This is a genomic window from Pseudomonas sp. MPC6 (assembly GCF_006094435.1).
Classification (GTDB): Bacteria; Pseudomonadota; Gammaproteobacteria; order Pseudomonadales; family Pseudomonadaceae; genus Aquipseudomonas.
In genome coordinates this window covers 2,267,524-2,287,035 of the sequence record NZ_CP034783.1, presented here as the reverse complement: position 1 = coordinate 2,287,035, position 19,512 = coordinate 2,267,524, and the positions used below count along the sequence as shown (strand labels likewise).

14 protein-coding genes, 1 tRNA gene and 1 pseudogene are annotated in these 19,512 nt (G+C 59.8%); 3 read left to right on the top strand and 13 right to left on the bottom strand.

The window, feature by feature from the left end:
- Nucleotides 1-232 precede the first annotated feature (232 nt).
- Both ELQ88_RS12800 and ELQ88_RS12795 read right to left on the bottom strand, forming a co-directional pair.
- Complete coding sequence (locus ELQ88_RS12800) at nucleotides 233-1,087, bottom strand: AraC family transcriptional regulator (RefSeq protein ID WP_138965428.1); 855 nt, start codon at nucleotides 1,085-1,087, stop codon at nucleotides 233-235.
- 186 nt (nucleotides 1,088-1,273) lie between these two features.
- Nucleotides 1,274-2,245, bottom strand: a complete 972-nt coding sequence (locus ELQ88_RS12795) for an XdhC family protein (RefSeq protein WP_138965426.1) — start codon at nucleotides 2,243-2,245, stop codon at nucleotides 1,274-1,276.
- Nucleotides 2,246-2,333: 88 nt separating this feature from the next.
- Here ELQ88_RS12795 and ELQ88_RS12790 point away from each other — a divergent pair, with 88 nt between their 5' ends.
- A complete protein-coding gene (locus ELQ88_RS12790; RefSeq protein ID WP_138965424.1) occupies nucleotides 2,334-3,119 on the top strand; it encodes an alpha/beta hydrolase in 786 nt (261 codons plus the stop codon).
- On the opposite strand, the gene ELQ88_RS12785 is transcribed toward ELQ88_RS12790, so the two are convergent.
- The 8 genes from ELQ88_RS12785 to ELQ88_RS12745 all read right to left on the bottom strand — a co-directional run bounded on the left by ELQ88_RS12785 (nucleotide 3,112) and on the right by ELQ88_RS12745 (nucleotide 14,691).
- Complete coding sequence (locus ELQ88_RS12785) at nucleotides 3,112-4,464, bottom strand: MFS transporter (RefSeq protein WP_138965422.1); 1,353 nt, start codon at nucleotides 4,462-4,464, stop codon at nucleotides 3,112-3,114. The two genes, ELQ88_RS12790 and ELQ88_RS12785, sit on opposite strands and share 8 nt — an antisense overlap.
- A gap of 185 nt (nucleotides 4,465-4,649) precedes the next feature.
- On the bottom strand, nucleotides 4,650-5,453 hold the full coding sequence (locus ELQ88_RS12780; protein ID WP_138965420.1) for an enoyl-CoA hydratase-related protein: 804 nt from the start codon (nucleotides 5,451-5,453) through the stop codon (nucleotides 4,650-4,652).
- Between the two features lie 19 nt (nucleotides 5,454-5,472).
- Nucleotides 5,473-7,011 carry an AMP-binding protein gene (locus ELQ88_RS12775; RefSeq protein ID WP_138965418.1) on the bottom strand — a complete coding sequence of 513 codons (1,539 nt, stop codon included), beginning with the start codon at nucleotides 7,009-7,011 and terminating at the stop codon, nucleotides 5,473-5,475.
- Nucleotides 7,012-7,016: 5 nt separating this feature from the next.
- Complete coding sequence (locus ELQ88_RS12770) at nucleotides 7,017-7,517, bottom strand: (2Fe-2S)-binding protein (RefSeq protein WP_008060977.1); 501 nt, start codon at nucleotides 7,515-7,517, stop codon at nucleotides 7,017-7,019.
- A 2-nt stretch (nucleotides 7,518-7,519) separates the two neighbouring features.
- A complete protein-coding gene (locus ELQ88_RS12765; protein WP_010799162.1) occupies nucleotides 7,520-8,326 on the bottom strand; it encodes an FAD binding domain-containing protein in 807 nt (268 codons plus the stop codon).
- Nucleotides 8,323-11,322 carry a molybdopterin cofactor-binding domain-containing protein gene (locus tag ELQ88_RS12760; protein ID WP_138965416.1) on the bottom strand — a complete coding sequence of 1,000 codons (3,000 nt, stop codon included), beginning with the start codon at nucleotides 11,320-11,322 and terminating at the stop codon, nucleotides 8,323-8,325. Before ELQ88_RS12760 ends, ELQ88_RS12765 begins: the two co-directional genes overlap by 4 nt.
- Before the next feature lie 163 nt (nucleotides 11,323-11,485).
- Nucleotides 11,486-13,699, bottom strand: a complete 2,214-nt coding sequence (locus ELQ88_RS12755) for an EAL domain-containing protein (RefSeq protein ID WP_138965414.1) — start codon at nucleotides 13,697-13,699, stop codon at nucleotides 11,486-11,488.
- 302 nt (nucleotides 13,700-14,001) lie between these two features.
- Nucleotides 14,002-14,691, bottom strand: coding sequence for an SGNH/GDSL hydrolase family protein (locus tag ELQ88_RS12745; protein WP_138965412.1), 690 nt, complete (start codon nucleotides 14,689-14,691; stop codon nucleotides 14,002-14,004).
- A gap of 488 nt (nucleotides 14,692-15,179) precedes the next feature.
- On the opposite strand from ELQ88_RS12745, the gene ELQ88_RS12740 reads away from it, so the two are divergent.
- Nucleotides 15,180-15,539, top strand: a complete 360-nt coding sequence (locus tag ELQ88_RS12740) for a DUF6124 family protein (protein ID WP_138965410.1) — start codon at nucleotides 15,180-15,182, stop codon at nucleotides 15,537-15,539.
- Nucleotides 15,540-15,641: 102 nt separating this feature from the next.
- On the opposite strand, the gene ELQ88_RS12735 is transcribed toward ELQ88_RS12740, so the two are convergent.
- The 3 genes and pseudogenes from ELQ88_RS12735 to ELQ88_RS12720 form a co-directional block, all read right to left on the bottom strand.
- Nucleotides 15,642-15,716: transfer RNA gene (locus tag ELQ88_RS12735), tRNA-Gln, on the bottom strand.
- Nucleotides 15,717-16,118: 402 nt separating this feature from the next.
- Nucleotides 16,119-16,445, bottom strand: a pseudogene (locus ELQ88_RS12725) (PfkB family carbohydrate kinase); the annotation flags it as partial.
- Nucleotides 16,446-16,488: 43 nt separating this feature from the next.
- A complete protein-coding gene (locus ELQ88_RS12720; RefSeq protein WP_138965408.1) occupies nucleotides 16,489-18,054 on the bottom strand; it encodes a carbohydrate porin in 1,566 nt (521 codons plus the stop codon).
- A 168-nt stretch (nucleotides 18,055-18,222) separates the two neighbouring features.
- On the opposite strand from ELQ88_RS12720, the gene ELQ88_RS12715 reads away from it, so the two are divergent.
- Complete coding sequence (locus tag ELQ88_RS12715; RefSeq protein WP_138965406.1) at nucleotides 18,223-19,497, top strand: ABC transporter substrate-binding protein; 1,275 nt, start codon at nucleotides 18,223-18,225, stop codon at nucleotides 19,495-19,497.
- Nucleotides 19,498-19,512 lie beyond the last annotated feature (15 nt).

Here is a 19,512-nt window from a genome sequence, read left to right as displayed (position 1 = left end):
GAGTCCAGCCATTTTTCAGTATTGTGACCGGGGATGGTTAAGCGGCTATAGACATAGCCAACGCTTTTGCCAACCACACCCAGCCCCTGGCATTAGAGCCGAGTGTGGGAGAAAGGCACAGGGAATGCCTTGCCTTGAGCGATGGAGTTTTGCGCTGCCGTCTGCAAGTTTGCCTTGGAGTCTGAATTTCAGGAAAGAACCTGAGCAGACCAGGATTCAGCTGAGGCGATATTCAAACCCCCGCATAGCTATCCACTACCCTCCGATACTGGCTGGGAGAGGCGCCGATGTGTTGCTGAAAAAACCGCGTGAAATGACCTTGCTCGGAGAACCCGAGGTTCTCCGACAACAGGCCCAAGGTTCCACTGCGCTCACGCTCCAGCCAGGCAAAAGCCCGGCGCATGCGCGCGTCGTTAAGCAACAGGGTCGGCGTCATGCCGGTATCTTTCTTGAATAGCGCAAAGAAGTGCGCCCGGGACAGACCACAAGCCCGCGCGGCGTTGTCGATCGGGTGCGGATCATCGAGGTGCTCAAGCAACCAGGCGGTGCCACGGCGCACGCGCGCGTCCCGGAACTCACCTGAACTCGGCGCCCCCAATAGCGACAAATGCCGCCAGCTGGAAAAGTCCTCGATCAGTTCGATCAGGAAGTCGAACAGCATGAATTCCATGCGCTCTTTCGGCACGATCCCGCAGCCATGGGCTTCGGCGACCAGGATATCGGCCAAGGTGCGATTACGACTCGACAGCTCGATGCATGACCGGGCAAAAAAGTCCGGGCGAGCGCTGAGCGCCAGCGACTGCTGGGCAGTGGCCAGCCAGGCAGGCTCGATGTAGAGCGCCAGGATTACAGTGGCACCGGCACCCGGCTGCGGATCGTAGAAATGCGGCTCCCAGGCGTTGACCAGCACCGCCGTGCGATCGCTGAGCGGCACCCGCCGCCCGTTGACGTTGAAGTAAGTGTCCTCGCCGGACACTTTGACCAGCACATGGCATTCGGAATGGGTGTGGGTAACCAGCGAACGATCCATGTCCAGCAAGGCGACCCGGCCAAACCTGCCGTGGAAAACCCGTTGGGCAATCGACATCAGATTCCTCCGCTCGCTTGAAGCGATATTGTTATCGGCCACCATGAAGGATTATCGCGGCGTCCATGTGTTTCCGGACCCCGGCGATCACTCAATGGTTCAGCACTTTTCTGGCCACTATCGCGCGCGAATGACCGAGCGTCTACCTCGACTTTCGCAGCCCCCACGCTCATCGGAAAAACCGCCTTACAGGGCATGGCGTTCTTTCCCGTGATAGACGCGCAGGATATCGGCCACCACCGCCAGAGCGATTTCCGCCGGGGCCTTGCTGCCCAGATCGAGGCCGATGGGCATGTGCAAACGGGCGATCTGTTCCTCCGTCAGACCACCGATGCGTTTGAGCCGCTCGGCGCGCTTGGCCGAGGTGGCCTGAGACCCCATGGCGCCGATGTAAAACGCCGGGGTGTGGACCGCTTCCATCAGCGCCAGATCATCGATTCGCGGATCGTGAGTCAGCGCCACCACCGCGGTCGCCGCATGGCAACCTCCGGCGGCAATGAACATCGAGGGCAGCACACGTTGCATCTCCACGCCTTCGAGCTGGACATGCAGCATCTCTTCCCGGGGGTCGCAGGCGATGACTTCGCAGCCGATGGCGCGGGCGAAACTGGCGCAGACTTCCGCGACCGGCGAAAGCCCGGCCAGAATCAGTCGTAACGCCGGGCCAACGCTGATGCGCACCCTTTCGTCGACGATTTGCACCCGCTCGCTGCCGTGCCCGGTGTCTGGGTCCAGGCGCAAGGCACCGCTGCTCAGCTCGATGTGACGCAGCAGACGCCGCTGACCCAGTAACGCCGCTTGCAGGCTCTCCAGGTGCGCGATCCATTCGAGACTGGCAGCGCGGTGCTCGACCAGCACAATCAGCACGCCGCCACAGGGCAATCGCAGACGGTGGCGTTGCTCGACGCTGTCGCCATAGCTGACGATCTGCGCCGGTTCGCGTAATTCACCCCGCGCCAGGCTTTCGAGAAATTCCTCTTCGACGCAGCCACCCGACAGCGAGCCGACGTGTTCGCCCGTGCCATTGGTCACCAGCATGGCACCCGGCGCACGCGGCGCAGAGCCATAGGTGGAGAGCACCGTGCACAGCCACTGGGCCTGCCCGGCGCGAGCCCATTGCAGCGCCTGGTCGATCACCTGAACATCGAGATGACGCATGTTTTATACCTCAAGCAAAGCGTGGTGCTGCCTGCAGGGTTACGTTTACGGTAACCTGCGAGCAACCTTGTCCAATCGTTGATTCAACATGTCGCCACAACAATTTTTGCAACTTGGGCCGCTGCGTCTGGAATACCGCCACCTGCCTGCGGCTGACCCATCGCGACCGACGCTTGTGCTGTTGCATGAAGGCCTCGGCAGCGCCGACCAATGGAAAGACTTCCCCCTGCGTCTGGCCCAGGCCAGCGGTTGCGGTGTGGTCACCTACAGCCGTCAGGGTTATGGGCAATCGAGCCCGGTAACCCTGCCGCGTCCGCTGAACTACCTGAGCAGCGACGGCCCACGTGAACTGCGGCAATTGCTCGATGCCTTGCAACTGCCGCACGTGGTCTTGCTCGGTCACAGTGACGGTGCATCCATCGTCCTCGCCTATGCCGCCGCCAACGATCCACGGGTGTTGGGCAGCATTGCACTGGCGCCTCATGTGATTGTCGAGACCGAGAGCCTCGATGGCATTCGCCACACCACCGAGGTGTGGCATCAGGGTGACTTGCGCGAACGCCTGGCACGCCACCATGGGACCAATGTCGACAGCGCTTTTCACGGTTGGAGCGACAGCTGGTTGCACCCGGACTTTTCCCTGGACGATCTTGAAGCGCAGTTGGCTTATATCGAAAAGCCGCTGCTGGTCATTCAGGGTCGCGAAGACCACTACGCCACGCCCGAGCAACTGGTGGTCATCCAGCGACAGGTGCCTGGGCCCTGCCGCTGTGTGTTGCTGGATGACTGCCGGCACTTTCCCCAGACCGAAGCGACCGAGCGGACCTTGGAGCTGGTCTGCGAATTCCTGGAGCGCCTCCCCGCCTTTACTTGAAGTTGCCTTGGGTTTCCGGAATCACCACGCTGCCGATCAGGTAGATCACCGACAGGCCGACGGCGAAAATCGCCAGCACCATGGGGATCTGCGCCGGGCTGCTGCTGACCAGGGACACAAAGGTCGGCATGGTTCCGCCGAGGGCGAACCCGATGTTCCAGGACAACCCGGTGCCGCTGGCGCGCAACTCGGTGGCAAAGCGTTCGTTGAGGAAGATCAGGATCGGCGCGATGATCGCCCCGCCCATGAAGCCGATGCCCATGCAATACAGCGCAGTGCGGGTCAGCGAGCCCGGTTCGGCGACACCAAGGAACATCATCGGCAGGCTCACCAGGTTGATCACACCCAGCAGCATGAAGGTCTTCTTGCGACCGATCAGGTCGCTCAGGTAACCGAAGGCCAGTGCTCCGACAATGGTTGCCGCCGACCCATACATGAGCATCTGCGAAGTCTGGGTATGGGGCACTTTGGCGACCACGTTGAGCAAAGTCGGCAGATAGCCGCAGGCCAGGTAATACGTGGCACCGCCGCCAAACGTAATCAGCAGGTTGACCAGCATCACGCTGCGGTACTCGCGACCGAACAGACGCTTGAGCGGCGACACGACCACTACCGCCGGACCCTTGGTTTTGCGGGCTTGTTGCAGTTGCTGCCAGACCGGGGTTTCTTCCAGGTAACGGAACATCACCAGACCGAAAAACGTGCTGAGCAAGCCGCAGAAGAACATGAAGCGCCAGCCCCAGACGTCGAATTCTTCCCCGGGAAAGATCTCCGACAACACCAGATAAGTGAATGACGCCAACAGCGCGCCCATGCCGGCACCGGCGCCACCGATCAACCCGGACATCAATCCGCGATAGCGCGGCGAGATGGATTCGGTGCCGATGGTGTGAGTGGAGGCGACGATGCCGCCAACGAAAATGCCCTGGATTACCCGCAAGAGCAAAAACAGTATCGGGGCCAACACCCCGACCTGGTGAATGGTCGGCAAGGCGCCAAACAGTGCCGTGGAAATACCGACACCGACCATCGACACCATCAACGCACGCTTGCGCCCATGTTTGTCGGCATACGCGCCGAAGATCGCCGAGCCCAGCGGACGCACCAGCAAGGCCACGGCGAACGAGGCATACACCGCGGCCAGCGACAGTGTCGGGGTGTCCGAGGGGAAGAACATACGGCCGATGATCGGCGCCACGTAGAGCAGAATGAACAGGTCAAACAAATCCAGCGCCCAGCCGAATGTCGAGGCAAATGCCGCGAGCAAGGCCTTGCCCGGTGGAATCTGCGGTGTATCGATAGCGTCGCTGGTGGGTGATGCAGTTATTGTTGTTGTCGTAGTCATGGTTGCCTCACACAAACGGTGAATCGAAACGTTCTGCACCCCGGTGCGCGGGTTGCGGGTAATCAGCAGGCCAGCGGTATTACCTTGATGTGCCCTATCCGTTGCATTGAAGGGGCGGCAGGCCCTGCTCCGCAGGGGCGCACGCCGTTGCCGGCATGCTCCCGGACCTGCTCGCCGGTACGCATTTACTCGCCGGTGAACACTGCCACACGCTTGCTGTGAAACGCTTCGACGCCTTCCTTGAAGTCCTTGGAACTGCGCAGACGGCTGTAGCAGTGACCTTCCATTTCGATCGCGACGGTCAGCGGCGCGTCTTCGTTGTCGTTGATCAGTTTTTTCGCCGTGCGTTGAGCCAACGGCGAGAAGCGCCGCAGTTCATCGACCAGCGCATCGACGGTGCTTTCCAGTTCGGCATCCGGCACGACCTCGGTCGCGATACCCCAGGCATAAGCCTGGTCGCCCGTGATGCGTTTGGCGCGCATCACCATGTGTTTGGTGCGGGTGATACCGATGATTTTCTGCAGGCGTGCAGAACCACCCGAGCCCGGGATCTGCCCCAGGTTCTGCTCAGGCAAGGCGTAGCGCGTGGTTTGCGAAGCAATGCGGAAATCGCAGGCCAGGGACAGTTCGAACCCGACGCCGAAGGTGTAGCCACGGTTGGCAACGATCACCGGTTTTTCGCAACGTGCCGGTGCCGCGACGTTCCAGGCCAGCTTCGAAACGTGCTCCGGCGACGCTTCGAGGAAGCCCTTGATGTCGCCGCCGCTGGAGAAGTGTTCACCCACCGAGCGCAGCACGATGACCCGCACATCCTTGTGTGCATCGAGGGCTTCGAAGACCAGGCGCAGTTGATCGCGCTGGCCCATGGAAATGACGTTCAACGGCGCCCGGTCGAGGATGATGTCGGCGCGCTCGCGGGACACATCGACTTCAACCTGGAAGCCATCGAACCGAGTGTCGAGAAATTGCTGGATCGCTTGTTGTTGCATGGGAGTGTCCTCTGGGTGATTAGCTGATGGCCTTCAAGGCCTGTTCCTGGAATTGGGCCAGCAGCACGCGCCGCAGCACCTTGCCCACTGGAGATTTGGGAATCTGATCGATGAACTGGTAACGCCGTGGCCGCTTGAACTTGGCCAGGCCCGAAGCGATGCAATGGGCATCGAGGTCGCATTCCGAAACCTCGGCGCGCGGCTTGATAAACGCAGCAATGATCTTGCCCCACTGCTCGTCCGGCAGACCGACCACCACCACTTCTTCCACCGCCGGGTGCAGCGAGAGCATGTTTTCGATTTCCGCCGGGCTGACGTTTTCGCCACCGGTGATGATCAAATCATCGACGCGGCCCGTGACGAACAGATCGCCCTCCAGATCGAAGTAGCCGATGTCACCGGTGAAATACCATCCGTCACGCAACGCCTTGGCGTTCGCTTCGGGGCGGTTCAGGTAGCCTTCGAACGCCTCGTCGCTCGCCAGGTCGGCGATGATCTGGCCCTCCTCCAACGGGTTGACCTGCTTGTCCGCCGTTTCAGCATCGATCGGCACCACGCGCACTCGCTGGTTCATTGCACTGCGCCCTGACGAGCCGGGTTTGCGACTGGCCTGCTGGTCGATGGTGAAGGTGTAGATTTCCGAGCTGCCGTAATGATTGACGAACAATTGCGGCTGGAATGCCTGCTCGACGCGACGCATCAAGCCATCGCTCATCGGCGCGCCGGCAAAGCCGATTTTCTCCACACTGGCTACTCGTTCGCGGGCAAAGGCCGGGTGTTCGATGAGCATGTGGTAGAGCGTCGGCACCAGGTACAGATTGCTGACCTTTTCCCGCTCGATGGCCTGCAGCGTGGCCTCCACGTCGAACTTCGGCACACAGACGAAATGCCCGTCGATCAGCGCCATGGACAGCAACGAACGCACGCCCATGGTGTGGTAAAGCGGCATGACACCCAGCGTGCACTCGCTCTGGCGGTAGAGGTTTTGCGCTACGTGAGCCACCGCCGCGGCGCGTTCACTACGGTGCCGACGGGGCACGCCCTTGGGTTTGCTGGTGGTTCCGGAGGTGTACAGCAGCAGTGAAAAATCTTCGGCGTCGGCCTGCAAAATGATGCCGGAGGGGGTCTGCGAACACAGTTCCTCGAAACTCAGGTCGGTGTTGGCGGCACGCAGGCCGGCGGCGATCCGTGGCAGCCTTGTGGCGGCGCTGCAACCGGCCACGGCGGTCACGGTAGCGTCGTCATAAGCCACGGCACGGATTTGCGCATCTTCGATGCAGTAGCCCAGTTCCTCGGCAGTCGAACGCCAGTTCAACGGGGTCATGACGATGCCCGCAAACTGACAGGCCCAATGCAGGGTCGCCATCTGCCAGCGGTTTTGCATGACTACCAGCAGTCGGTCACCGCGTTGCAGCCCAAGGCATTGCAAGCCCCAGGCAGCACTCTGGATATCGACGAACCATTCTTCATAGGTTTTCTTCAACGCACCGTCGCTGACCGCCACGGCGTGCGGTCGGCGTTCAACGGCAGCGAGAAAACTGCGTCCGAGATCGAACATTATTGTTATACCCCTTTGTTCGTTTGGCGCTGGGCAGCGACTTCGAGCACGGCCTGGACGATGCCGGTGTAGCCCGTGCAGCGACATAGATGCCCCGAAAGCATGTCGCGTACCTGGGTCTCGTCCGGGTTGGGTACCCGTTCGAGGAAATCCACGCAGGACATGAGAATGCCCGCAGTGCAAAAGCCGCACTGCAAGGCGTGATGACGGCGAAAGGCTTGTTGCAGGTCGCTCAGTGTGTCGTCGTCGGCCAGGGACTCGACGGTCTCGATACGCCGCTCGTGCCCCTGTACCGCGAGCATCAGGCAGGAACGCATGGCGACCCCGTCCACCAGCACCGTGCAGGCGCCGCAGACGCCGTGTTCGCAACCGACATGGACACCGGTGGCACCGAGGTCGTGGCGCAGGAAGTCGCAGAGTTGGGTCCGCGGTTCGGCCAGCGCTTCACGGGAGCGGCCATTGAGTTCCAGGCGAATCGGAAAGGTTTGGTCGGCAGTTACACGCATGTTCAGACTCCTTCGATCAGCTGATGACCCAGCTCGCGAACCAGTTGGCGGCGATAGGCGGCGCTGGCGTGCACGTCGTCTTGTGCATCGAGCGACCAGGCGGTTTGATTGAGCGCGTCAGGCAGCGCCGCACCCCGTGGCAGGCTGCGACGTTGCGGACGGTCGGCGACCCCGCCGATGCCGAGTTCGACCTGGTCCGTGCCGATGGCTGCGGCCAGGGAGACAATTGCAAAGTCGCCGTGGCGCATGGCGATTTCGCGGAAGCGATAGGTGATGCCTTCGCGCTTGAGTGGAAAACGCACCTCGACGACCAGTTCATCCGCACGCTTGTCGGTGGTGAGAATGCCTTGGAAGAAGTCGGCAGCCTTGACGATGCGCTTGCCTTTTTTCGACTCGAGAACGATCTCGCCGCCCAGCGTCACCAGGCACAGCGGCAACTCGGCGCTGGGGTCGGCGTGAGCCACCGAACCGCAGACCGTACCGCGATTACGCGTCTGGAAGTGGCCGATCCAGGGCATCGCCAGTGCCAATAAAGGCACCTCGTCCATCAGGGTCGAACGCGCCAGCAACTGCGCCTGTCGCACCCCGGCACCTACCGCCAGGCAATCCTTGCGCAGCTCGATATAGGCCAGCTCGGCCACATGATTGATATCGATCAGCAACTTGGGTTGAGCCAGGCGCATGTTCAGCACCGCCATCAGCGATTGGCCACCGGCGATGATGCGAGCTTCCTGGCCGTACTCGGCGAGCAGCTCAACCACCTGACGCCGGGTGTCAGCCCGAACGTAATCGAAAGCAGCCGGTTTCATTGCGCACCTCCCTTGCCAAACAGCGCGCCAAGCGAGGCCCGCAGTCGCGCCCACCAGCCGGTGGAGATGGCTTGGCCGCTGACTCGTTGTGACAGGCGAGTAAAGATTTGTCCGATGATCACTTTCGAGGCCCCTTGCAGCATTCGGCCGCCGACCGCGGCGACTTTGCCGCTGACCGCCACCTGGTATTGGTATTCCAGGCGTGTGTGGCCATTTTCCAGTTCGACGAAACGCACCTTGGCCTGGCCCTGGGCCGAGCCCATCGAGCTGCTGCCGGAACCGGACAGACGCAATGAATGCGGCGGGTCCAGATCGCTCAGGGCAACCTTGGCCTCGAAGCGCGCGCGGATCATGCCGACGCCGACGGTGACGTCTGCGCGGTAACGGTTTTCGCCTTCAAGCACCAGGTCGTGGCAACCGGGAATGATCGCCGCCAGCGTCTGCGGGTCGAGCAAGGTGTCGAAGACCTGTTGCGGCGAAGCAGGAATCACCACCGAGTCGTTGGCCCGCAGTGCCGGTCCACCGGCAGTTGCTGCGTCCAGGTTTTCATCGGGCTCCATACCGGCGGGCCGCGGCGGCTCGTCGATCCCGATGAGCGTGCGTACTTTCGATGGCGTCAGTGGCAGACGGATGTCCGGGCGACCGAGGGCGTCGGCCACCGCGTTGGCGATGCACACCGGCGTGCTCATATTGTTGCCCTCGCCCACACCCTTGGCGCCCAGCGGGGTGAATGGCGATGGCGTTTCCATGTGCAGGATCACCGGTTCGATCACTTCCGGTGCGGTCGGCACCAGATAGTCGGCGAAGGTCCCGGAGAGGAAGCTGCCGTCCTCGCCATAGGCGAACTCTTCCATCAGCGCCGCGCCGAGGCCTTGGGTGAAGCCACCACGAATCTGGCCGTCGACCAGTGCCGGGTTGAGCAGGCGGCCGGCGTCATGGCAGGTGACGTAGCGATCGATGTGGATCTCGCCAGTCATGCGGTCGATTTCCAGACCACAGATGTCGAAGACAAAGCCGTAGCACAGCGAACTATTGACCTGATCCTGGTCGTCCGGTGCCACCAATTGCGGCGGGCTCCAGAAGGCGGTTTCGCGCAGACCGCCGCTTTCACCTTCCGGCAGCAGGCCCGGCGACCAGTGGGTCGCACCGGCAATCCGGTGGAATGGCGCCACCGCCCCGCCATCGACGACAAAAATCTTGCCGCCCGCGAAACGTATATCTTCAGGACTGGCCTGCAATTGCTCGGCGGCAATCGCGGCGAGGCGATCGCGGATCTTCAGCGCCGCCTTGTAGACGGCACCGGCCACAGCGCCGGCGAAGCGGCTGGAATAGTTGCCCGAGGCAATCGACCAAGCGTCCTTCTGGGTATCCAGCTCGACGTTGACCACGATGGATTCCAGCGCGACCCCAAGCACTTCGGCGACGACCTGCGCGACGGTGGTTTGATGGCCCTGCCCTTGCGGTGCCGAGGACACGTGCACACTGACGTCCCCCAACGGGCCGACGTTGATGGTTGCGGTGGCGACCGCGCCGTTTTTCGGACCGGCCTTGCGCCGCTCCTCGGGTGTCATCGCGGTGGTGATGTAGCCCATGTTGGAAATCGACGGTTCAATGACTGCGGCATAACCGATGCCATAGATCCGGCCTTCGGCACGCGCCTGATCACGACGTTTGAGCAACTCGTCGAGTCCGCCGTCAGCCGCCGCCAAGGCAATGCCTGCCTGGTAATTGCCGGAGTCGAGCAACGCACCGGCGGCCGCGCGATAAGGGAAGGCATCGGCCGGCACCAGGTTGCGGCGGATCACGTCCAACGGATCAAGCTTCAACTGCACCGCGATGTGTTGCAGCAGCCGTTCAAGGGCGAAATACACCTGCGGGCCACCGAAACCACGGTTCAGGCCGGACGGGGTTTTGTTGGTCAGCACCACCCGGTTGCGCACTTGCAAATTACGGATCGCGTAGGCTCCCGTCAGGTTGCCGTGCATGCGATAGAACGTCGCTGGTTCGGGCGCTCTCAGGTAGGCACCACAATCGTCGATCTGGTCATAACGCAAAGCGGTGATGCGGCCATCCGCTTCTACCGCCGCTTCAATTTCGGTCACCCGATTGGTCGCCGAAGAAGCCCCCTGAAGATGCTCCAGACGGTCCTCGACCCACTTCACCGGTGCACCGACCTTGCGTGACGCCAGGCCCATCATCACCACGTAAGGGAACACCCCTTGCTTGATGCCAAAGCTGCCGCCGGAATCTTTCGGTGTGCGCAAACGCAAGCGGTTGCCGGGTACGTTCAGGGCACGGGCCATGACCGTGTGCAACGCATAGGGGCCCTGGAAATTGGCCAGCACGTCATAAATGCCGGTGGCGCGCTCGTACTGAGCCAGCACCACATAGCATTCAATGGGTGTGCAGGAACTGCGCGGAAACTTCACTTTGAGCGAGACCTTGTGCGGCGCCTGCTCGAACGCCTGCTCCGGCTCGCCATAACGAAAACGCCGTTCGTTGACCACGTTGCTGCCGACGGCTTCGTGCAGGATCGGCGCCTGTTCGGCGGTGGCCAGTTCGGGATCGATGATCGGGGGCAGCGGCTCGTATTCAACGCGCACACCTTCGATGGCGTCTTCGGCCAGGTAGCGGCTTTCAGCGATCACTACGGCTACCGGTTCTCCGACGTAGCGCACCTTGTCGACGGCGACGCACCAGTGCTCCATCGGCTGGCGCACACCCACCGGAAACGGCAGCGCCCAGCGTTTGACGTCTTCGCCGACCAGCACGCCGTGCACGCCTTTCATCAGCAACGCTTTGGCAAAGTCCACCGAGGTGATCCGCGCATGAGCGTGGGGGGAACGGATGATCGCCGCATGTAGCGTACCCGGAGGGATCGCAGCGTCATCGGCATAGCAGCCGAGGCCGCGCAACAAGGCGGCGTCCTCGACACGGGCCTGACGGGCGCCGATGTGGCCGGTCTGGCTTTCGGTAGCAGGTTGGAAACTGGTCATTTTTTTCGCGGCTCTTGTTGTTTTGCAGCGCGATAGCGTTAGAGCCGAGTGTGTGAGAAAGGCGCAGGAAGCGCCTTGCCTGGGGGAAGGGAGTTCTGCGCTGGGGTCTGAAAATTTGCCTTGGCGTCTGATTTTCAGCACTGGGACCGGACAGAATGGCCGGTCAGGGACGGGACGCGGGCTGGCTCAGGAACGCTTCGATTTCCGCAGAGGGCATCGGTTTGGCAAAGTAATACCCCTGAAAAACATCGCAGCGACTGCCTCTCAGGAAATCCACCTGAGACGCCGTTTCCACGCCTTCGGCGACCACCGTCAGGCTGAGGTGATGGGCCATGGAAATAATGCCTTGGGTGATCGCTGCATCATGATGGTCGGTGGCGATGTCCTGGATGAACGAGCGGTCGATCTTGATCTTGTCGATGGGCAACCGCTTGAGGTAGCTGAGGCTGGAAAAACCGGTGCCGAAATCATCGAGCGCAATGCGCACCCCCAACGCCTTGAGCCGGTGCACCGTATCGATCGCCTGTTCAGCGTTATGCAACAGAAGCGACTCGGTGATCTCCAGCTCCAACTGCTCACCACGCAGACCATGTTTCTCCAAGGCGGCTTGGACACATTGGACGAACTGGCCACGCTGGAAATGCATCGGCGAAATATTCACCGCCATCGAAATGCCCGTGATGCCCTGCTCGCCTAGCTGGCGCAGCTGCGCGCAGGCCGTATCGAGTACCCAAAGGCTCAGCGGGATGATCTGACCACTGTCCTCTGCCACCGGTACAAACACCGCAGGTGAGATAAATCCTTTTTCCGGATGCTCCCAGCGCAACAACGCTTCGACCCCGACCACCCGACCCGAGCGCGCTTCTATCTGCGGTTGATAATGCAGCTTGAACGACTGGGTTTCGATAGCCTTCTGCAGGTCATTGCGCAGGCTCGCGTGCTCGCAAACGCGCTGATTAAGATCGCTGGTGTACCACTGAAAGTTGTTGCGGCCTTGCTGCTTGGCTTTGTACATGGCCATGTCAGCCTGCTGGATCAGTTGCATCGGCTGCTCGATGTGACCATCGCTCAGGGTGATGCCGACACTTGCACTCACGTGCAGGTCAATGCCCTGGATGCAGTAGGGTCTGGCAATGCTGGCCATCAATCGCTCGGCCACTGGTACCACGTCCTCATCATGCAGCAGGTCCGGCAGCAGCACGATAAACTCGTCACCGCCCATGCGCACGATGGTGTCACCAGGACGAACCTGCCGGGTCATACGCTGCGCCACCTCAATCAGCACCTGATCGCCAAAGTAGTGCCCGATCGAATCGTTGATGGATTTGAATCCATCCAGATCAATGCACATCACCGCCAGACGACGCTTACGCCGACGACTGATGTGACAGTCCAGAATGAGCCGGTCTTCAAGCGAAACACGGTTGAGCAAACCGGTCAGCCGGTCATGGCTGGCATTGAAGCTCAATTGGCGCTCGTAATGCTTCTGCTCGCTGATGTCCCGGGCAATGCCAAACACCCCGACGATCTCTCCGTTGACCATGATCGGCAGGTTAGAGATGTCCATGGTCAACAGCTTGCCACTCTCGTCGAGAACCCGTGCCTCGAAGCGTTGAGGCGCTCCGGTGCGGGCTGCGGAAAAATGCTGACTGACCCGTTCCAGGTCTTCTTCAAACACCAGATGGGAAAAGTGATGACCGATGAAATCGATTGCAGTGTGCGGTTTCAGCTTCAAGCCCGCTGGATTCACACTCTGGATGTTGCCGGCCAGATCGAGGGCGAACACCGGGTTGGGGTTGTAGGTGAACAATGAACGAAAACGTTGTTCGCTCGCCTCCAGACGTTGGCCGTCACGCTCATGGCGGATCGCAATGGCCGCCAGCTGCGCCGCGCAGGTCAGCCGTTGAATCTGCGCCTCGTCCGGCGCATGGGCGCGGTTCTGGTACAGCGCAAACGTCCCTAACACGCAGCCCTGATGCGAAAATATAGGCACCGACCAGCAGGAGCGCAGATTGTGCCCCAGTGCCAGACTCCGAAAACGCTCCCAGCTCGGATCCCGGGCGATGTCTTCGGTGACCACCAGCTCGCGCCGGAACGCTGCGGTGCCGCAGGTTCCTTCCTGTGGACCAATGGCCATGCCATGAATCGCCTGGCTGTATTCAGGCGGTAGACCAGGTGCCGCACCGTTGAGCAGGTGCTTGCCCTGCGCATCGGTGAGCAGTATCGAACACAGCGTGTCAGGATCCTGTGCGTCGAGCATCAAACAGATGGCAGCAAGAATGTCGTCCAATCGATGATTGGTCGCGATCATGCCGAGAATGTCACGCTGCGACTCGGGGAGAGCCTCGCTGTGAAAACTCGTGCAGCGGGTATTCATGGTGGTTCCTGAGGACTGCCGAGACCATCCGATCTACAAAGAGTCTGGAAAAGTGGGCGGCCGGGCACAGTCCGCTCGTACTCCGGTCGCGCACTTTATAAAGCACCGACCTGGGCACAAGAAGGCTCAGATACAGGATAAAAAACCGTATCAGATTGGGCCGTTCGGTTGGGTTTTCTGCCCTTGAGTGGGGTCAGTCTGACTTCTACCAACAGAACTTTCCGGGCCTCAAATACGATTGGCAGGTCGGCCCCGGCATCCTGTGTACCGACTTGCGCCACTTCGACAACCCTATGTTCAGGTCAATCTGGCGAGGTGCCACTCAAATTTTCAATCAATGACGGGGTCACCACTGCGCGATATCCATCGGCATTTGGGTGCAATCCATCTGGTACATACTGCTTAAACAGGTCAGGATTTGATTTCAAGACCGCCTCCCACCTTGGATAATTGTCGATCAGGCGAAGTCCCCTGGCTGTTGCGACATCCCGGTACATCTGGAAGTAATCCCTTAACTGCGGTCTCTGCACTGCTGAGGGTCCAATCACTGGATTCGTCACCGTTAAAATGATCTCCGTCGATGACTTGGCAGCCTTGATCCGGTCAATCATTAGCTCGAGGTTTTTCCGTGCTTGTTCGACAGTGGTGTTGTTGGGAAGGAAAGCGTCGTTGACCGCGAATTCGATAAACACCGTATCCGGGCTTTTGGAGATAACTCGACTGTCGAGATTTTCAACACCCCATCCCGACCACATCGAACCCTTGCCACTGTTTATAACCGTGGCACGTCCAGGGTAACGCTGATTCAAATCATCCCCAAGCTGCTGCACCCAGGCGCCAAAGGCCGTCAAGCTCGTACCATAAGCGACGACGGTCTGCGCCTTGCCTGCATCCAGGTTTGAATAGAGAGCGCTTTCCTGACCAGCAAAGCTGGCCGCGCTTAACGATAGTAACATTCCGGCAAACAGAGCCTTGGCCCACAAATAATTCATTCAACTGTCCCGATCTTTTCACAGGTGGGAAGGATGAACCTGTGAGCTTGAGGCGTCCAACTGATTCAGGCGGGGGGCATTGGTTCTCCCCCCCAGATGTCAGGATAGTTGTCGTGTACGCTCGCAAATTAAACACCCGCGCAAGGCGCGTGTTTAAGCGTCCTACTGCTGACTTCCTGAAAGCTACAAGACCTTGCGTCGTTGCCTACAGGTACGCCAGAATCCGCCGGCTTGTGCGCGCCGGAGCCGCTCGGTAACTTGATTCCCGTCACTGCTCATCAGTGATCGGGTTTAGCAGCCCGCGATAACTCGGATGTGCGTGCATCTGTCATGCAGGTATTTAATGGCCTGTACTTGATGGTGGCTGTACGTAGGGCGCCCTCGGGCGCGCCGGATTTCTGAGTTTCCCGGTCTGCTAACCTGCGTGCAGCTGCCACCCTCCTCGTTTAGCAGCAGGAGGATTGGCAACCATCAGGAAAACTCAGAACATGAAGAAGCCCTCTCCAAACCCGCCAGAAACCGATCCAATCTCCACGTATGAATCTGATCTAAACAAACTCAACGAGACCGCCGAACAGTCCTTCGACTTTCCCATCCCCTCAGTTGCCGACATCAAAGCCACGCCGCGTACACCCAGCACCCTGTTTACCGTAGACCCAGAGGCTACGACCGAAACCCTCGTGGTTTATCTGGTCGAAACGCTGGCCTCGGTCGATGTGATGGTTCATCACCTGGTGGATCATCTGGACGGTGGGTCGCGTCACGCCTTGTTGAGCATTTCCAATAGCATCATGCTGGCGGAAATTACGGCGAACCGGGTGCTGGATCAGATCGAGCCGCTCAAGTAGGAGCGCTCACCCCTATCGAACTGATCAAGGCAACAGTAGACGGTATGGCGGCATGCTTCCGAGCATGCCGGCTGAGTTATACCCGAATGAGTATAAGGAAAATGGCAGGGGCGGCTGGATTCGAACCAACGCATGGCAGGATCAAAACCTGCTGCCTTACCGCTTGGCGACGCCCCTGTATCTGTTGCGACGAGTGCCCAGCACTCTCTTCCTGATGTTGCAGCTTGCGAGCAACATCGAGATGCTGCGTCCTTACGCTATAAGCCCTGTAAGGGCCTCTGCAAGAGGCACGGAAATTTATCAACTTTCGCTTCGCCTGGGAAGACCAAAAACAAAAAATTTGCCTTAAAACAGTCACTTACTGATGATCCAGGTTAGATCCAGTCCTCTCTGGGGCTTTTGAGTTTTCCAGCAGTACTACGAAGGTTGCCGGTGATAGTTCCGGCCCCGGCATGTTAACCATCAGGTTGCGAATGGAAAATCGAGATAGTCATTTTCGATGATCGGTCTGTGGAAGGTCTTACGCAGCGTGGAGGCTGCCACATGCTCCTCCGCGCCTTTGATGCGCGGCTAGCATGGTCAAGTATGTTTTAGCAGCTGCAGCAAACCTTCCACATCAGCTGGCGCTGGAGCATGGGCTCCGGCATGGCGGCAAGATACGGATGCGCAAGCCGCTGAAAATTGCAGGCGCTCTCTCAAGTCTGCGATCCCCAGCAACTCCGCAGCCAGCCAGCCAGCCATACAAGCGTCTCCTGCTCCAACCGTGTCTTCCACCTTCACGGCAATAGCCGGCTGATCGAGTTGGCTATCCGGGGGGTGGAGAATCATCCCGTGTTCCCCTCGGGTAATAAGGATCAGCGCCTGAGGATTAAGAGCGCGAAGATCATCCATCGCCTGGCGTTCTGTCGGATCGATGAGCTGAAGGCGTGTTGGTCGACGCGTTCAAATATTAAAACCAGGTTTCCATTTGTATACCGTATTGCCATACACCTCCGGCGTTGAAGTCCGACTTGCCGAAGGAGTCAGCGGTACTGTATCTGTCCAGGTCCGAAGACCAGTCCATTACACTTGCGAACACGCGCAATTCCGGACGCGTGAGCAGGTCGCCAACATCCGGTTTGAATGTCGGGGCGATGGTGAATTTCCAGAAGTCACCGTCGACCGCATTCCGTTGCAGGTAGCCCTTGGGGTCGAGGTCCATGGTTTGCCAGCTCACTTCGTAGGCCATCTCGAAATTGCGGTTGATTTCATTAGCCAACCGTACGTTCAGGGTCATCCAGCGGTAATCGTCACCCTTGACGTACCTGTCCTTGCTTTGCTCGGCCAACAGGCTGGGGCCGATGCGCCAGCCCTGCGCGATCGGTGTCTCGCCGTAAACCGCCAGACGCAGAGCGCGGGCGTCGTCGATCAGTTCGCCATCCGAGCCGATGTTCTTAACCTCTGCCCCCAGGCCTTGCCCGTAGAGCACCGCCGTCTTGAAGAAGCCTTGCCGGCCGAAAAAGTCTTTCTGGTGATTGGCCAGCATGCTCTGCAAACCGGAATCCGCCGGCGACAGACCCGCTTCATTGCTGCGGGTGGCAATGTCGTTTTTCTTTGAACCAATGGCATTGAACATCCACTGCCACTGCCCCCTGTCGAAGAACTGGTTGGAGGTCAGGATGTAGCTTTCCACATCGGCATCGATACCGCCCTCACTGAAATCGCCGTAGTTACGCCCGACCAGGGAGTAATTCGAGCGCCAGTCCTGGTTCATCTGCACATCGTAGATGCCACCTCCAGTACCGGCCAGGTAGACGACGTCCGAGTCCAGCCAGTGGATATCGAAGTTATCTCTGTCGAAACGTTTGCCTGCCCACAAGGTGGAGTTCTCGAACACTGAGTTGCCCTTGAAGGCGGCGAGATGATCGAGTTCGGTGAATACCTGACGCACGTTGAGGTTGCTCTCGTCGGCCGTCCAGTCATTGGAACTCTCCACACCGTCGGCGATGGACACGGTGAATTTGGCGCGGGTGCCGTTTTGCGCATAGGTCTCTTTCGACAGGTCTATGCGCATGTACGTGTCATCTTCGTTGCCGAGTCGCCCGACGGCACCACCGACTGAACCGGCAGGGGTTGTGTAAGGACCGCCACGACCACCACCGAGCCCATCGTTGATCAGCAATCCGGAACGGGCATAGCCCTTGAAGCTGAAACCGTCGGTGAGGTGTCCGTTGCTGCCCTGCTTTTCCAGGCTTTGCTGACGGGCTTCGAGTTTTGCCACTCGGGTGTCCAGGGCCGGCGCCGAACTGGCTGCGGCCGGCGACGCTGCGGGCTGCAAGGCGGGAGTGGCAAGTTTGAGCTGTTGCAACTCTCTGGCAAGTGCCTGGGTTTGCTGCTCGGCGGCGGCAGCGCGTTTTTCCGCTGCGCTGGCACGGGTTTCAAACGCGGCCACGCGTTGTTCCAGCGTCGCGGCCTGGGAGGTTGCCGCCGAGGTGCCAAGCACACCTGCGAGTAACCAGCTTGATGCTTTCTGCATGTGGATTTCCTGTGTTGTTTTTATTGTTGTTGCTGCCGCGACTGGCCTTTTTTCGCGAATGACGATTTGTCAGAAACCACGAAAAAAAGGATGCCTCATCGCAAATACGCTGCTACATTTGGCGATGTTAACGTTAACTTTTATAAAAACAAAAATAAAGGGGCCTTTATGAAACTGCTCAAATCTCTCTTTCCAGCAGCACTACTCACCCTGTGTGCCGGGCTTCCATCCCTCTCGAACGCAGCCGGTCTGACGATCTCCTGCGGTGCGGTGGGTGCGGAGTTGCAACTGTGCAAGGAGGCTGTCGAGGCGTGGTCAAAACAGACCGGTCACCACGTCGAGGTGGTTTCCACGCCTAATTCAGCGACCGAGAGGTTGTCGTTCTACCAGCAGATCCTCAGTGCGCAGTCCGCCGACATCGACATCATTCAAATCGATATGGTGTGGCCAGGGATGCTCGCCAAACACCTGATGGATCTGCGCGAGGTGCTTGCAGCCGACGCAACCCAAGGCTATTTCCAGGCACAGGTAGATAACGCCACGGTGAACGGACGGCTGGTGACGATGCCGTGGTTTACCGACTCGGGCCTGCTGTATTACCGCAAAGACTTGCTCGAGAAGTACAACCTGCCGGTTCCCCAGACGTGGGAGGAAATGACCGCTACCGCCAGGAGTGTTCAACAGGCCGAACGCACGGCCGGGAACCCCAATGCGTGGGGTTACATCTTTCAGGGGCGCGCCTACGAAGGCCTGACCTGCAATGCGCTGGAGTGGATCAGCAGCCAACCGGAAGGCGGACTGGTCAATTCACGAGGCGATATCGTGGTCAACAGTCAGGCCTCGAGAACGGCGTTGACCCTGGCGAAAAGCTGGGTCGGCGACATCTCCCCACGGGGTGTGCTCAATTACACCGAGGAAGAAGGCCGTGGCGTATTCCAGTCGGGAAATGCGCTGTTCATGCGTAACTGGCCGTATGTCTGGGCCTTGGTGCAAAGCCAGGACAGCGCGGTAAAAGACAAGGTCGGCGTCGCTCCCCTGCCCCGCGGCGGCGACGCTGGCAGCCATGCATCGACCCTCGGTGGCTGGGGCCTGGCGGTATCGCGTTACAGCGCCCATCCAAAACTTGCCGCCGAGCTGGTGAGCTACCTGACCAGCGCCAAGGAGCAAAAACATCGGGCGCTGATCGGCGCCTATAACCCGGTTATCGAGTCGCTCTATCAAGACCCTGAATTGCTCGCGGCAATGCCTTACTACAGCCAGCTGCACAGCATTCTCAACGCTGGAGTAATGCGCCCCGCCTCGGTCACTGCCGATCGCTATCCACGGGTCTCCAATGCGTTCTTCGATCGAGTGCATGGCGTGCTGGCGGGCGAGCTGCCTGTCGATCAGGCACTGGCCGACCTGGAAAGCGAACTCACGCGCATCAAACGCCGGAACTGGTAAGTCAAAGGAAGGAAA

Excerpts from the sequence above, each read along its gene's own strand:
- ELQ88_RS12720 (WP_138965408.1), bottom strand. The coding sequence starts at position 18,054 with ATGCAGAAAGCATCAAGCTGGTTACTCGCAGGTGTGCTTGGCACCTCG.
- ELQ88_RS12790 (WP_138965424.1), top strand. The coding sequence starts at position 2,334 with ATGTCGCCACAACAATTTTTGCAACTTGGGCCGCTGCGTCTGGAATAC.
- ELQ88_RS12755 (WP_138965414.1), bottom strand. The coding sequence starts at position 13,699 with ATGAATACCCGCTGCACGAGTTTTCACAGCGAGGCTCTCCCCGAGTCG.
- ELQ88_RS12780 (WP_138965420.1), bottom strand. The coding sequence starts at position 5,453 with ATGCAACAACAAGCGATCCAGCAATTTCTCGACACTCGGTTCGATGGC.
- ELQ88_RS12765 (WP_010799162.1), bottom strand. The coding sequence starts at position 8,326 with ATGAAACCGGCTGCTTTCGATTACGTTCGGGCTGACACCCGGCGTCAG.
- ELQ88_RS12785 (WP_138965422.1), bottom strand. The coding sequence starts at position 4,464 with ATGACTACGACAACAACAATAACTGCATCACCCACCAGCGACGCTATC.
- ELQ88_RS12795 (WP_138965426.1), bottom strand. The coding sequence starts at position 2,245 with ATGCGTCATCTCGATGTTCAGGTGATCGACCAGGCGCTGCAATGGGCT.
- ELQ88_RS12745 (WP_138965412.1), bottom strand. The coding sequence starts at position 14,691 with ATGAATTATTTGTGGGCCAAGGCTCTGTTTGCCGGAATGTTACTATCG.
- ELQ88_RS12770 (WP_008060977.1), bottom strand. The coding sequence starts at position 7,517 with ATGCGTGTAACTGCCGACCAAACCTTTCCGATTCGCCTGGAACTCAAT.
- ELQ88_RS12775 (WP_138965418.1), bottom strand. The coding sequence starts at position 7,011 with ATGTTCGATCTCGGACGCAGTTTTCTCGCTGCCGTTGAACGCCGACCG.
- ELQ88_RS12740 (WP_138965410.1), top strand. The coding sequence starts at position 15,180 with ATGAAGAAGCCCTCTCCAAACCCGCCAGAAACCGATCCAATCTCCACG.
- ELQ88_RS12760 (WP_138965416.1), bottom strand. The coding sequence starts at position 11,322 with ATGACCAGTTTCCAACCTGCTACCGAAAGCCAGACCGGCCACATCGGC.
- ELQ88_RS12715 (WP_138965406.1), top strand. The coding sequence starts at position 18,223 with ATGAAACTGCTCAAATCTCTCTTTCCAGCAGCACTACTCACCCTGTGT.
- ELQ88_RS12800 (WP_138965428.1), bottom strand. The coding sequence starts at position 1,087 with ATGTCGATTGCCCAACGGGTTTTCCACGGCAGGTTTGGCCGGGTCGCC.